Genomic DNA, 13209 nt, shown 5'->3' on the forward strand with positions numbered 1-13209 from the left:
ACTCACCTGCGCCGACGCTGACGCTCGAACCGCTGTTGTCTACAGTGCAATAGGTCCAAGCGCTCGACCCTGAGCAATCAGAGCTTGGCGAGCTGTGCACCGGCCCCATGAAGGCAAGCGCAACGAGGGTTGCAGCTACGAGTTGCACCGGGAGTCTTCCACGGCATTGCTGGTGTTGATGCCGAGCCCCGTCGGCGTCGACGCTTTGACGAAGGTCACCTCCAGGGCGTACTCGGTTGGGCGGTCCGGAGATACCACTGACTGGCCAGCCGCGTTCGTCACACTGACTGCGCTCACATCACTGCACACGACCGCGTCGACGGTTCCTTTCGCAAAGGTACCTGGGTGAAAGCCCCCAACTGCCGTATCGCCATTGACAACCCAACCGTCGGCGTGCATTCGAGAGAGTGATTTCCGCTCGTTCGCATTAGCTTCCCCAGTCGTCCAGTCGTAAACCGCTTCGAACGTCTCCGGGTCGCTCAGGTCCACCTGGTTCAGTGCCTCCACATATGCCCGGTACGTCTCCTCAGCCGCCGCGAACGCCTCTTCGTCGCTCGAGAACAGCGGGGTCGGTGTGGGCTCCGCGGGCCCGGGCGTGGTGCACCCCGCGAGCCCTAGTACGAGCAGGCCGCTGAGCACCGCCGCTGTCGCCCGAGTCCTCACGCCCCCCACGGTAGCCGCCGGCGTCGACGCTCCGACCGAGTTATCCACAGTGCAGCCGAAGAGGCCGGCGGCTGCCCCGCCCCTCGGGGCATCCGGACGTCGGGGTCGAGGGGCTCGCCGAGTCAACGACGAAGGCGGTGCTGTCGAACGAGGACCGCGGCATCCAGGACGTCATCTTCGCCGTGGGGCTGATCCGGCACGGCTGCGGCCGGGATGCGGCATCCGGGCGTAGTCTCATGCGATGACCTCCGCCGCGAGCCGGACCGAGCTTCGTGGGCTCCTGGACGAGCTGCACGACGCGGCCATGGTGCGCATCGCGGCGATCGACGAGACCCTCGAGGAGCTGCGCGCCGATCGCGGCTCCGACGTCGCAGACGACGAGCACGACCCCGACGGCGTGACGCTGTCGGGGGAGTGGTCGCGCGCCGTCGCCCTCGAAGAGGCCGCACGCCGCGAGATCGCCGAGATCGACGAGGCCGTCAAGCGCTGGGAGGCCGGCACCTACGGCGTCTGCGTCGACTGCGGTCGCGGCATCCCGATCGCGCGTCTTCGCGTGCGTCCCTTCGCGACCCGCTGCGTGTCGTGCGCCGAGAAAGCCGGCGTCTGACGTGTCGTTCGGCGCCGCGGCATCCCGGGCCGCCCCTGACGGCTTCCCGCGCGTCGCGGACGCGGACCCCTGCCCGTGCGGCAGCGGCGATCGCTTCGACGGATGCTGCGCCCCCGCGCTGCGCGGAACACCGGCGCCGACCGCCGAGCGACTGATGCGCTCGCGGTACACGGCGTTCGTGGTCGGCGACGCGGTGTATCTGCACGACACCTGGCACCCGGGCACGCGCCCCGCGGAGCTCACGCTCGACCCGGATCAGCGCTGGACGGCGCTCGAGATCGTCGACGCAGCGCAGGGGGGCGAAGGCGACCGGCGCGGTGTCGTCGAGTTCCGCGCCGCCTGGCGCCACGGCCGCGACCGCGGCGTGCTGCACGAGCGCAGCCGCTTCGTGCGGCAGGGTGAGCGCTGGTGGTACCTCGACGGTCAGATCGATCCGTCCTGACCGGTCCCGAGGGTGCCCAGCGCCGATAGCGTGGCAACCATGACCACTCAGGCAGAGAAAGCACAGAACCTCGCCCGACTGCACGCCGCCCCCGAGATCCTGCGCGTGGTGAACGTGTGGGACGCCGTGTCGGCCCGCACGATCGCCGCCCTCCCCGAGACCCGCGCCATCGCGACGGCCGGCCACTCGATCGCCGCGACCTTCGGCTACCCCGATGGGGAGATCCCGCTCGAGACGACGCTCGACATGGTCGGCCGCATCGTCGAGGCCGTGGGCGACCTGCCGGTGAGCACCGATCTCGACGCCGGATACGGCGATCCCGGCGAGACCGTGCGCCGCGCCATCGGCAAGGGCGTCGTCGGCGCCAACGTCGAGGACCGCCTCGTGCCGCTCGCCGAAGCCGTCGCCAGCGTCGAGGCGATCGTCGCGGCCGGTGCGGCGGAGGGCGTGCCCTTCGTCCTGAACGCCCGCACCGACGCGTTCGTGCGCGCGGGCAAGCGCCCGCTCGAGGAGTCGATCGCCGACGCGATCGAGCGCGGCCGCGCCTACCTCGCCGCAGGTGCCGACCTGGTGTTCGTTCCCGGCATCCTCGACGCCGACACCACCCGGCAGCTGGTCGAGGGGATCGGCGAGCGCAAGATCAGCGTGATCGGCCTGCCCGGCGCCCTGTCGGCGGGGGACTACGAGGCGCTGGGTGTCGCCCGCATCTCTTACGGCCCCATGACGCAGCGCGTCGCCCTGACGGCGCTGCAGGACGTCGCCGCCGAGCTCTACGCGGACGGCGTCATCCCCGCTTCCACGCGTGCGCTGAACTGACGCGCACGTCGTCCGATCAGCCCGCGGGAATCCTCGCGGGCTGATCGTCGTTGTGCCGGGCATGGAGCCTGTACCGGTCGACGTCGTCGTGATCGGTGCCGGGCAGGCCGGTCTCTCGGCCGCGTATCACCTGCAGCGCCGCGGATTCGTCCCGCTCGAGCGTGCGGACGCGGCGGATCGGACGTTCCTCGTGGTCGACGCGAACCCGCAACCCGGGGGAGCGTGGCAGCACCGCTGGCCGTCTCTGCGCATGGCGACGGTGAACGGGATCCACGAGCTGCCCGGGTTCGCGGTGCCGCCGGCGGATCCGGCGGCGGCGAGCCGCGACATCCTTCCCGCGTACTTCGCCGAGTACGAGCAGCGCTTCGCTCTCGACGTGCTGCGGCCCGTGCGGGTGAAGGCGGTGCGCCGCGCCGACGACGACCCCCGCGGCCGGCTGGCGGTCGAGACCGACCGCGGCGCGTGGGCCGCGCGCTTCGTGATCAACGCCACGGGCACGTGGACGCGTCCGTTCTGGCCGCGGTACCCGGGCCAGGAGCGCTTCCGCGGACGCCAGCTGCACGTCGGCGATTACGTCTCGGCCGAGGAGTTCCGCGGCACGCGCGTCGTCATCGTCGGCGCAGGGGTTTCGGCGGTGCAGCTGCTGGACGAGATCTCCCACGTCGCCGACACCTTCTGGGTGACGCGTCGCGAACCGGAGTGGGCCGAGGAGGACTTCGACATCCCGGCCAGGGTCGCCGCCATCGCCGGCGTCGAGGATCGCGTCCGCCGCGGCCTCCCGCCCGGCAGCGTCATCTCGGTGACCGGGATGCACTGGACGCCGTGGGCGCGGGCCGCCGAGGCCCGCGGCGTGCTGGTGCGGAATCCGATGTTCGCCTCGATCGAGGAGGACGGGGTCCGCATGCCCGACGGCACGTTCGAGCGCGCCGACGTCATCCTGTGGGCGACGGGCTTCCGGCCCGCCCTCGACCATCTCGCGCCGCTGCGCCTGCGCACGCCCGAAGGCGGGTTCCGTGTCGACAACGGGCGCTCCATCGACGAGCCGCGCCTGTTCCTGATCGGCTACGGTCCGTCGCAGTCGACGGTGGGCGCGAACCGCGCGGGCCGCGACGCCGTCCGCGCGATCGTCGCCGACCCCGTCGCGCTCGCCGCTTAGGCTCGAACGTGTGACGCTGCTCGCCGTACTGCTGTTCCTGAACGCCGCCTTCAACGTCCTGGTCTGGCCGACGTTCTACCGCCGGGTCGCGAAGGACCCCCGCGCCCATGATGCGCAGGGCAAGGCGACCCGCTTCCTGGTCGTGCACACGGTGCTCATCGCCACCGCGCTGACGCTGGCGGCGGCATCCGTCATCGCGGGCATCGCCGCGCTCGTCGCGTGATGCGCGGCGCACCTGCCCCGGCGTAGCGTGGAGGGCACGACGAAGGGGGACTCATGGCCCGCATACTGATCTTCGGCGGCCACGGCAAGGTCGCGCTGCTGCTCGAGCCGCTGCTCGTGGCACACGGGCACACCGTGACGGCCGTCATCCGCAGCGCCGAGCACGAGGCGGAGGTCGCGGCCACCGGTGCGCAGCCGCTCGTCGCCGACATCGAGACGCTCGACCTCGAGCAGCTCGAGAACGTCATCGCGGGCAACGACGTCGTCGTCTGGTCGGCGGGGGCCGGAGGCGGCGACCCGTCGCGCACGTACGCGGTCGATCGCGATGCCGCCATCCGCTCCATGGAGGCCGCTCTGGCCGCCGACGTGCTGCGCTACGTGATGGTGTCGTGGATCGGGTCGCGTGCCGACCACGGCATCGAGCCCGGCGCGTCGTTCTTCCCGTACGCCGACGCCAAGTGGGCGGCCGACGCGCATCTCGCCGCGAGCGCGCTCGACTGGACGATCCTTGCGCCGGGCACGCTCACGCTGGATCCGCCCACCGGGCGCATCGCGCTCGATCCGGAGGACGGCGGCGCTGTCGCGCGCGCCGACGTGGCCGCGGTGATCGCTGCGACCATCGCGGACGACACCACCATCGGCCGCACCATCCGCTTCGGCGGGGGCGACGAGGTCATCGGGCACGCGATCGCGGGCTGAATCAGTCCTCGCTGGAGTGCAGGCCGCGGCGCGCCGACAGCAGGGTCACCTCGGGATGACCGGCGACGAGGCGCTCGGCGTGGTCGAGCACGTCGCGGACGTGCGACGACCCCGACGCCACGAGGGAGACGCCGATCCTTGCACGGCGATGCAGGTCGTGCTCGCCGACCTCGGCGGCGGCCGCCTCGGTGCGCCTGCTCAGCTCGGCGATGAGGGGCCGCAGCACGCTGCGCTTCTCTTTGAGGGAGCGGACGTCACCCAGCAGCAGGTCGAACTCGATCCACCCGATCCACATGGCTCCATCGTGCCAGCGACCTTCGGCACGCGCCCGCCGCTTTAGGCTCGTGTCATGCGCGCCACCGTCATCCACGCCGCCCGCGACATCCGTGTCGAGAACGTCCCCGACCCCGTGCTGTCCACCGGCGCCGATGCGATCGTGCGCGTCGTGGCCGCGTGCGTATGCGGCTCCGACCTCTGGCCGTACCGCGGCGTCACACCCACGAACGAGCCGCACCGCATCGGCCACGAGTTCGTCGGCATCGTCGAGGAGGTCGGCGACGAGGTGCGGGACGTGCGTCCCGGCGACTTCGTGATCGCCCCGTTCTACGTGTGTGACGGCACCTGCGCGAACTGCCGCAACGGCGTGAGCACGTCGTGCCTCACGGGCGGCTGGTGGGGCAGTGACGACCGCTTCGGCGGATTCGCCGACGGCGGCCAGGGCGAGCGCGTGCGCGTCCCGCTCGCCGACGGCACCCTCGCCGTCGTCCCCGGGCCGGTGGCGGATGACGAGATCCCCGGTCTGTTGACCCTCAGCGACGTCATGGGCACCGGCCACCACGCCGCCGTGTCGGCGGGCGTCGGCTCCGGCGATTCCGTCGCGGTCGTGGGAGACGGCGCCGTGGGACTGTGCGCGATCATCGCGGCCCGGCGCCTCGGCGCGACCACGATCATCGCGATGTCGCGGCACCCGCAGCGGCAGGCGCTGGCGCGCGAGTTCGGCGCGACGCACATCGTCGAGGAGCGGGGAGACGCCGGCGTCGAGGCGGTGCGCGCGCTCACCGGCGGGATCGGCGCCGACCGCGTGCTCGAGTGCGTCGGCACCAAGGAGTCGATGGACCAGGCGCTGCGCTCGACGCGCCCCGGCGGGATGGTCGGCTACGTGGGCGTGCCCAACGGCGGGCCCGAGCTGCCGGTGCGGCAGATGTTCAGCCGCAACGTGGGCGTCAACGGCGGCGTCGCGCCGGTGCGCGGCTACATCGAAGAGCTGCTCCCCGACGTCCGCTCGGGCGCGATCGAGCCGGGCCGCGTGTTCGACCTCGAGCTTGCGCTCGAGGACGCCGCCGAGGCCTATGCTGCGATGGACGAGCGCCGCGCGACGAAGGTGCTGCTGCGGCCCTGAGCGCGTCGCGCGGCATTCCGGAACACCGAGCCGCGATCCGCGACGCGCCCGCGCGCCTGCGTGTGAGAGGTCGTCGGTGCGGTAGAACAGCAGGAAGTCGAAGGGAACCCGGACCGTGAAGCTGATCAAGCGCATCGTTGTGGTGCTCGTCATCGCGTTCGCGGCGTTCTACCTCATCACCCGCCCGCAGGACGCGGCGAACGCGGTGCAGGGCGCGGTCGGCGCCGTCTGGGGCGCCGGTGTCGCTGTGGTCGACTTCCTGACGGCTCTCGCACAGGGCTGAGCATGTTCGATCCGCGGATCGAGAAGCACCTGATCTCGGATCAGGGAGAGCACGTCGTCGACGAGGTTCGCAAGCACTGGGCCGCCACGGTCTCGGCGGCGCTCGAGCTGTTCGGCGGCATCGTGGTGCTCCTGCTCACGTTCTTCGTGCCGGCGCAGGCCTGGTGGGTGCCGGCGCTGCTGGGCGGCGCGGTGACCGTGCACGCGATCTGGCGGGTCTTCGAGCAGCACACCGACCGATTCGTGATCACCAACATGCGGGTCTTCCGCGTGCACGGCATCCTGTCGCAGCGCATCGCGACCATGCCCCTCGCGCGCATCCTCGACATCTCCGTCTACAAGCCCCTCATCGGCCGCATCTTCGGCTACGGCCACTTCGTCTTCGAGTCGGCCGCGCAGGAACAGGGCCTTCGCGAGATCAAATACGTCGGAAACCCCGACCAGCGCGGGCTCACGATCCAGCGCGTGATCCAGCAGGCGGGCCTGCGCGGCGCGGCCGGGCGAGGCGACCAGTTCGCCGGAGCGCCGTTCGCGGCGCCCGCCCCGCCGCAGCCGGAGCCCGCGGCATCCGTCACCGTCGTGCCGGTCTCCGACGACCGCAATGCGACTGCCCCGGTCCCCGATGTGCGGCGCGGCTCGACGACATCGGGGTGGGACTGGCTCGCCGACGCGCAGCGCCGCGAGGACGAGCGGCTGGCTCAGCTTCGCGGAGAGGGCACCGCGTCGCCGACGCCTTTCGACCCCGATCGCACGAACACTGCGCCGATCGAGCTTCCCCGCTGATCCGAACGGGATGCTGCGGCCCCGCGTGGCCGCGCATTTCAGGGCGATCGGGAACATCGCGTGCGACCCGGTCGTTCTGATACCCTGGAGCGTCACTCGTGTGGCTGTTTCGCCACGCCTGAGTGCCGGTTCGCGCCGGTGACCGGATCCGCAAGGGTCCGAGTGGCATCGCAAGAAAATCCGCTTCGCCTCGGTTCGAGGCATCCGTTCGCGCTCGCGCGGGGGAGCCGCTGAAAGCCGGGGCCCGACACCCAACCCCAACAAGGACAACCCACTACATGACTACCGCAACGACCGCCCCGGCCACCAAGCAGGTCGCGATCAACGACATCGGATCTGCCGAGGACTTCCTGGCCGCGGTCGAGAAGACCCTGAAGTTCTTCAACGACGGCGACCTCATCGAGGGCACCGTGGTGAAGATCGACCGCGACGAGGTGCTCCTCGACGTCGGTTACAAGACCGAGGGCGTCATCCCCTCGCGTGAGCTTTCCATCAAGCACGACGTCGACCCCAACGAGGTCGTCAAGGTCGGCGACGAGGTCGAAGCCCTCGTTCTCCAGAAGGAGGACAAGGAAGGCCGCCTCATCCTCTCGAAGAAGCGCGCGCAGTACGAGCGTGCGTGGGGCGACGTCGAGAAGATCAAGGAGAACGACGGTGTTGTCACCGGCTCCGTGATCGAGGTCGTCAAGGGTGGTCTGATCGTCGACATCGGCCTGCGTGGCTTCCTCCCTGCCTCGCTCATCGAGCTCCGCCGCGTCCGCGACCTCACGCCGTACCTCGGCCAGGAGATCGAGGCGAAGATCCTCGAGCTCGACAAGAACCGCAACAACGTCGTGCTGTCGCGCCGCGCCCTGCTCGAGCAGACGCAGTCCGAGTCGCGCACCACGTTCCTCAACAACCTCCACAAGGGCCAGGTCCGCAAGGGCACGGTCTCGTCGATCGTCAACTTCGGTGCGTTCGTCGACCTCGGTGGCGTCGACGGTCTCGTCCACGTCTCGGAGCTCTCGTGGAAGCACATCGAGCATGCGTCCGAGGTCGTCGAGGTCGGCCAGGAGGTCACCGTCGAGATCCTCGAGGTGGACCTCGACCGCGAGCGCGTCTCGCTGTCGCTCAAGGCGACGCAGGAGGACCCCTGGCAGGTCTTCGCCCGCACCCACGCGATCGGTCAGGTCGCGCCGGGCAAGGTCACCAAGCTCGTTCCGTTCGGTGCGTTCGTGCGCGTCGCGGACGGCATCGAGGGCCTCGTGCACATCTCGGAGCTGTCGGGCAAGCACGTCGAGCTCGCCGAGCAGGTCGTGTCGGTCGGCGAAGAGGTCTTCGTCAAGATCATCGACATCGACCTCGAGCGTCGCCGCATCTCGCTCTCGCTCAAGCAGGCGAACGAGTCGGTCGACCCCAACGGCACCGAGTTCGACCCGGCCCTCTACGGCATGGTCACCGAGTACGACGAGCACGGCGAGTACAAGTACCCGGAGGGCTTCGACCCCGAGACCAACGCGTGGCTCGAAGGCTTCGACGAGCAGCGCGAGAAGTGGGAGCAGGAGTACGCTGCAGCCCACGCTCGCTGGGAGGCCCACAAGGCTGCCGTCATCAAGGCCCTCGAGGCCGAGGCGAACGCTCCCGTCGAGACTGGCTCGTCCAGCTTCTCGTCCGACAGCAGCCCCGTGGGCACGCTGGCTGACGACGAGGCCCTCGCGGCCCTCCGCGAGAAGCTCTCGGGTCGCTGATCCTGAGCTGAGCCGCCTGGTTCGCTGAACCGCCTGGTTCGAAAGGCCGTCACCACCGCTTCGGCGGGGTGGCGGCCTTTCGCGTCTCCCGGGCGTCGGAGGTCGCCGGTACGGTCGCCGTGTGCCCGTGATTCCTCCCGCCTCCCGATGTCTTGTGGACGACGACGGATGCCGCGGCCCCGTGCCCGCCGGTGCGCCGCTCGCGCTGTGCGAGATGCACCTCGCGGCGGCAGGGGAGTGGGCGGACGCCCAGTGCGGCGTCACCGACGTGCTGCCCGCGCCGTGCCGCCTGTGCGGCTCGCGGCTGGGGGTCCGCTACCCATCGGGCTGGCTGTGCGCGGTGTGCGAGTGGCGCTACGGCGACCTCCCTGACGACGACATCGCGCCGCCGCGCGTCGACGTCGTGTACTACCTGCGCTATGACGACCGCGTGAAGATCGGGACGAGCGGGAACCCGCGGCAGCGCTTCGGCGCCATCTGGCATGACGAGCTGCTGGCGTTCGAGCGCGGTGGGCGCGCGCTCGAGCAGCGTCGGCACGCGCAGTTCGCGGCCGACCGGTTCCCGGGCACGGAGTGGTTCCGCCGCTCCGACACGCTGACCGCGCACATCGCCGTGCTCGCCGCCGGGGTCGACGATCCGTGGCAGCTCCACGCGCGGTGGCTGAGCGAGGCGCTCGCGGCGCGCGGGTGACGCTGTACGCTCTGCGAGAACCGCGGCGGATCCTCCAGCGCCTTCCGAGGAAGCGCGCCTAGCGTGAGGATCCATTCGCACTCGCAGACGACGGAGCAGCACATGGGATTCCTCGACAGACTGTTCGGAAGCACGGATGACGCGCGCCAGGCGCCGCCCGTCCCGCAGAACCGCTACGGCGCCCAGGGGCCGGGCGTGCAGCCGCCCCGGAGCGAGGACGAGATCGCGATCGAGCGCTACCGCTACCTGCTCAAGACCGCGCCGCCCGAGACGATCGAGCAGGTGCACGCCGAGGCTTTCGCGAGGCTCACCGAGCCGCAGCGCCAGCAGGTGCTGGCCGAGCTCTCGGCGGGACTGGCTCCGCAGGAGCAGCCGCGCTCGACCGATCCGCAGGCGATGGCCCGCGCGGCGACCCGCGCCGAGTACACCAACCCCGGGTTCATGGAGCGCACGCTCGGCCCCCAGCGCCAAGGCCCCTCCTTCGGCTCGATGCTCGGCTCGTCGATCCTCGGCACGGTCGTCGGCTACGTCATCGGCTCGGCCCTCGTGAGCTCCTTCCTCGCCCCAGGCTTCGCCTCCGACCAGGGCTACGAGGACGGCTCCAGCGCCGACGGCGGCTCCGGCGAGACCGGCGCCGCGGACGCCGGCGCGGACTCGGGGGCCGGGTGGGGCGGCGACCCGGGTTCGGGGTGGGGCGGCGACGCCGCCGCCGGCGACATGGGCGGATTCGGGGACTTCGGCGACATGGGGTTCTGACCCGGCGCCTGGCGACCGGACCCGGCGCTCGCACGCCTGGTGGGCGCCGGCGAGCGCGCCGTCCGGGCACAGGGGCGCGGCATCCGTTAGCGTCGCGGTATGACCGCCGCGACGCCGGGCGAGCCGGGTGCGCCTGCGGCGCGATCCCGCACGGGCGGGACCGCGCCGGAGGGCGCCGACCGCACCCGCGGCCGCACCGCGATTCTCAACCAGCTGCTGCTGACCGCTGTGGTGTTCGTGCTCGGTGTGCTCGTGGCGATCGGGCCGTTCGGCGGCGAGCCGGTGCTGTTCTTCCTCGGGGTGGTTCTCGTCGTCGTGGTGACGGCTGCCACGCTCGTGGTGCCCTGGGGCCGACTGCGGTACGGGTGGGTCGCGGTGGTCCCCGCCATCGACATCGTCGCGATCACCCTCATGCAGGTCGCCGCGCCCGACACGGTGCTGGGTCTGCTGTGGATCTTCCCCGCGACCTGGCTCGCCGGCGGGTTCGGGCTCCTGGGCCTCTTCGGCGTGATCGTGGCCATCGCGGGCATCGTCAGCGTGCTCACGGCGCTCAGCGCCACCGAGGTCACGTACCGGACGTTCCTGCTGCCGCTGGTGATCGTCGCGGTCGCCGCCACCAGCCACCTCAACGCGCGCCGGTCGGATGCGCAGCGGATGCTGCTGGCCAAGCAGTCGGCACTGCTGGCGAGCGTGCTCGCGCGCACCCGGCGCCAGGAGCAGGTCGTCACGGAGGTGCTGGACGCCGTCGACTTCGGCGTGGTCCGCATGGGAACGAGCGGCCGGGTCGCGGTCACCAACGAGGCCCACGGCAAGCTCCTGCAGCGATTCGAGCTCGACCCCGACGGCACCGAGGTGCCGGCATTCCGTGACGACGGCACCTCGCCGCTGCCGCCCGACGAGTTCCCCCTCGAGCGCGCGCGCCGCGGGGAGGCCTTCGACGATCAGGTGGTGTGGTTCGGGGCGGAGCCCGGACCGCGCCGCGCGCTCACGATCACGGCGCGACGTCTCATCGACCCCGACGGCGGCGACGCGGGTGCGGTGGTCGTCTCGCGCGACGTGACCGCCGAGCTCAGCGCCCTTCGCGCGCGCGACGACCTCGTGGCCTCGGTGTCGCACGAGCTGCGCACCCCGCTCACCTCGATCCTCGGCTACCTCGACCTCGCGATCGAGGATCCCGACACCCCCGACGCGGTGCGCGCCAGCCTCTACGTGGCCGAGCGCAACGCCGAAAGGCTGCTCCGCATCGTCGCCGACATCCTCGCGGCGTCGAGTTCGTCGCCGTCGTCGGTCGAGGCATCCCTCGCCCCTCAGCTCCTCGATGCGCGAGACCTCGTGCGCGGCGCGGCGGCCGACGCCCTCCCGCGGGCCGCCGGACGGGCGATCACGATCGACGAGACCGGCCTCGAACCGGCGACCGCGTGGGCCGACCCGCTGCGGCTGCGGCAGGTCGTCGACAATCTCGTGTCGAACGCCATCGCCTACAACAAGGACGGCGGCACGGTGTTCGTCGGCACGACGACGGACGGCACGTCGAGCTGGATCCTGGTGCGGGACACCGGCGTCGGCATCTCGGATGCCGACCGCTCGCGGCTCTTCCAGCGCTACTACAAGGCGGGCGGCGAGCGCAGGTCGGGCACCGGCCTCGGCCTCGCCATCACCCGTGACATCGTGCGCGCGCACGGCGGCGAGCTCGCGCTGCACAGCGCGCCGGGCGTCGGGTCGACCTTCATCGTGAAGCTGCCCGCGAACGGCCCGGAAGGAGATGAAGGATGACCCTCGATCTGGCGAGCGTGCTCATCATGACCGCGCTGGTCGTCAACGTCAGCGGCCTGCTGTTCATCCTCGAGACGCTGCTGCGACGGGACGAGGGCGCGGGGCGAGTCTGGTCGATCGCGTTCCTCGCGGGGATGCTCACCACCCTCGCGTACACGATCTGGGTGCAGTCGGAAGGCGCGTGGTGGGCTGTCGCCGTCGGCAACGCGGCGTTCGTCGCGGGCACGGGCTGCATGTGGCTGGGATGCCGCCGCTTCAACCGCCGCGACATGCGCTGGTCCTCGATCCTCGTCGCCGCGGCGGTGATCGCGGCGGCCGCGGCGGTCGCCGCAGAGGGCGAGGCGGGCGGCGATTGGGCGGGTGCGCTGTGGATGTTCGTGCCGCTGCTCGCCTTCGCCGGTGCGGGGGCCGTGGAGTGCCTCCGCGGCGACATGCGGGAGTCTCGCACGGCGTGGGTGCTCGGGGCGGTCCTCGGGCTCGAGTCGCTGTACTACGTGTCGCGCACCACGGCCTTCGTGACCTCCGGCCCCGACAGCGCGCTGTTCCAGACCGCGTTCGGCACGATCAGCACGAGCTACCTCACCGTGACACTCACGATCGTGGCCGTCGTCGTGACCTCGGTGCTGCGGGCGAGCCGTGCCCCGATGCGCGGCTACCTGCGTGAGACCCAGGCTGTGGACGAGGAGCAGGGCATCCTCGCCGAGGGCTCCTTCGCCGTCGTGCTCGAGGGCATGTGCCGGCGCGCCGAGCGCCGCTTCGAGCCGATCGCGGTGACCGCTGTGCGCCTGGACGACCTCGACCAGATCTCCACCGCGTTCGGCAGCGACGTCGCCGGGGCGCTGGCGGCGACGTGGCGCACGGGCGTCCGCCACCACGCACCGACGAACGCCGTCGTGGGCAAGGACGGCCATACCGGGCTGGTGGTCGGTCTGGCGGTCTCTTCCGCGCAGGAGGCGCGCCGGCAGGCGGGCGCGATCTACCGAGGTCTCTTCGACGACCTCGGCAAGGTCGGCGGGGGAGTGATCCCTGTGGTCGGCGTCGGCGTCGCGCTGAGCGAGACGGCCGGGTACGAACCCGCCGAGCTCATCCGTGTCGCCCGCGAGGCGGCGAGCCGCGCAGCCGCCAACGTCGAGACGTCTGTGCTCGTCGACGAGGGCGAGTAGCGGCATCCACCCGCCGTCGCGTCGCGTGCG

The 13209-nt window shown here is 71.4% G+C and carries 16 protein-coding genes; 14 read left to right on the forward strand and 2 right to left on the reverse strand.

What is annotated here, in order from left to right; translation table 11 throughout:
* Nucleotides 1-135: 135 nt before the first annotated feature.
* Complete coding sequence (locus tag AC3A46_RS02925) at nt 136-663, reverse strand: hypothetical protein (protein ID WP_487663729.1); 528 nt, start codon at nt 661-663, stop codon at nt 136-138.
* A 241-nt stretch (nt 664-904) separates the two neighbouring features.
* Here AC3A46_RS02925 and AC3A46_RS02930 point away from each other — a divergent pair, with 241 nt between their 5' ends.
* The 6 genes from AC3A46_RS02930 to AC3A46_RS02955 all read left to right on the forward strand — a co-directional run bounded on the left by AC3A46_RS02930 (nt 905) and on the right by AC3A46_RS02955 (nt 4605).
* Nucleotides 905-1270: a TraR/DksA family transcriptional regulator gene (locus AC3A46_RS02930; RefSeq protein WP_487663730.1), complete on the forward strand. Its 366-nt coding sequence runs from the start codon at nt 905-907 to the stop codon at nt 1268-1270.
* Between the two features lies 1 nt (nt 1271).
* Nucleotides 1272-1712, forward strand: a complete 441-nt coding sequence (locus AC3A46_RS02935; protein WP_487663731.1) for a YchJ family protein — start codon at nt 1272-1274, stop codon at nt 1710-1712.
* Between the two features lie 39 nt (nt 1713-1751).
* Nucleotides 1752-2528 (forward strand): isocitrate lyase/PEP mutase family protein, encoded by a 777-nt coding sequence (locus AC3A46_RS02940; protein WP_487663732.1) that lies wholly within the window; start codon nt 1752-1754, stop codon nt 2526-2528.
* Nucleotides 2529-2589: 61 nt separating this feature from the next.
* Complete coding sequence (locus AC3A46_RS02945) at nt 2590-3684, forward strand: NAD(P)-binding domain-containing protein (protein WP_487663733.1); 1095 nt, start codon at nt 2590-2592, stop codon at nt 3682-3684.
* Between the two features lie 10 nt (nt 3685-3694).
* Nucleotides 3695-3907, forward strand: coding sequence for an SCO4848 family membrane protein (locus AC3A46_RS02950; RefSeq protein ID WP_487663734.1), 213 nt, complete (start codon nt 3695-3697; stop codon nt 3905-3907).
* A 53-nt stretch (nt 3908-3960) separates the two neighbouring features.
* Nucleotides 3961-4605, forward strand: coding sequence for an NAD(P)H-binding protein (locus AC3A46_RS02955; protein WP_487663735.1), 645 nt, complete (start codon nt 3961-3963; stop codon nt 4603-4605).
* A gap of 1 nt (nt 4606) precedes the next feature.
* Here AC3A46_RS02955 and AC3A46_RS02960 read toward each other — a convergent pair whose 3' ends face one another.
* Nucleotides 4607-4900, reverse strand: coding sequence for a DUF503 domain-containing protein (locus AC3A46_RS02960; protein WP_487663736.1), 294 nt, complete (start codon nt 4898-4900; stop codon nt 4607-4609).
* Nucleotides 4901-4954: 54 nt separating this feature from the next.
* Here AC3A46_RS02960 and AC3A46_RS02965 point away from each other — a divergent pair, with 54 nt between their 5' ends.
* From AC3A46_RS02965 to AC3A46_RS03000, 8 genes are all read left to right on the forward strand, one after another.
* Nucleotides 4955-6004, forward strand: a complete 1050-nt coding sequence (locus AC3A46_RS02965) for a zinc-dependent alcohol dehydrogenase family protein (RefSeq protein ID WP_487663737.1) — start codon at nt 4955-4957, stop codon at nt 6002-6004.
* 115 nt (nt 6005-6119) lie between these two features.
* Nucleotides 6120-6287, forward strand: a complete 168-nt coding sequence (locus tag AC3A46_RS02970; RefSeq protein ID WP_157005503.1) for a hypothetical protein — start codon at nt 6120-6122, stop codon at nt 6285-6287.
* Nucleotides 6288-6289: 2 nt separating this feature from the next.
* Entirely contained in the window at nt 6290-7069 is a 780-nt protein-coding gene (locus tag AC3A46_RS02975) for a PH domain-containing protein (RefSeq protein ID WP_487663738.1), read from the forward strand.
* 278 nt (nt 7070-7347) lie between these two features.
* A complete protein-coding gene (gene rpsA / locus AC3A46_RS02980) occupies nt 7348-8796 on the forward strand; it encodes a 30S ribosomal protein S1 (RefSeq protein WP_056367139.1) in 1449 nt (482 codons plus the stop codon).
* A gap of 214 nt (nt 8797-9010) precedes the next feature.
* Nucleotides 9011-9487: a GIY-YIG nuclease family protein gene (locus tag AC3A46_RS02985; RefSeq protein ID WP_487663888.1), complete on the forward strand. Its 477-nt coding sequence runs from the start codon at nt 9011-9013 to the stop codon at nt 9485-9487.
* A 102-nt stretch (nt 9488-9589) separates the two neighbouring features.
* Entirely contained in the window at nt 9590-10243 is a 654-nt protein-coding gene (locus AC3A46_RS02990) for a hypothetical protein (RefSeq protein ID WP_487663739.1), read from the forward strand.
* 99 nt (nt 10244-10342) lie between these two features.
* Complete coding sequence (locus AC3A46_RS02995) at nt 10343-12016, forward strand: sensor histidine kinase (RefSeq protein WP_487663740.1); 1674 nt, start codon at nt 10343-10345, stop codon at nt 12014-12016.
* Nucleotides 12013-13179 (forward strand): hypothetical protein, encoded by a 1167-nt coding sequence (locus AC3A46_RS03000; RefSeq protein WP_487663741.1) that lies wholly within the window; start codon nt 12013-12015, stop codon nt 13177-13179. Before AC3A46_RS02995 ends, AC3A46_RS03000 begins: the two co-directional genes overlap by 4 nt.
* The last annotated feature ends 30 nt before the right edge of the window (nt 13180-13209 follow it).

The organism is Microbacterium sp. Soil_C_42, from assembly GCF_057656735.1.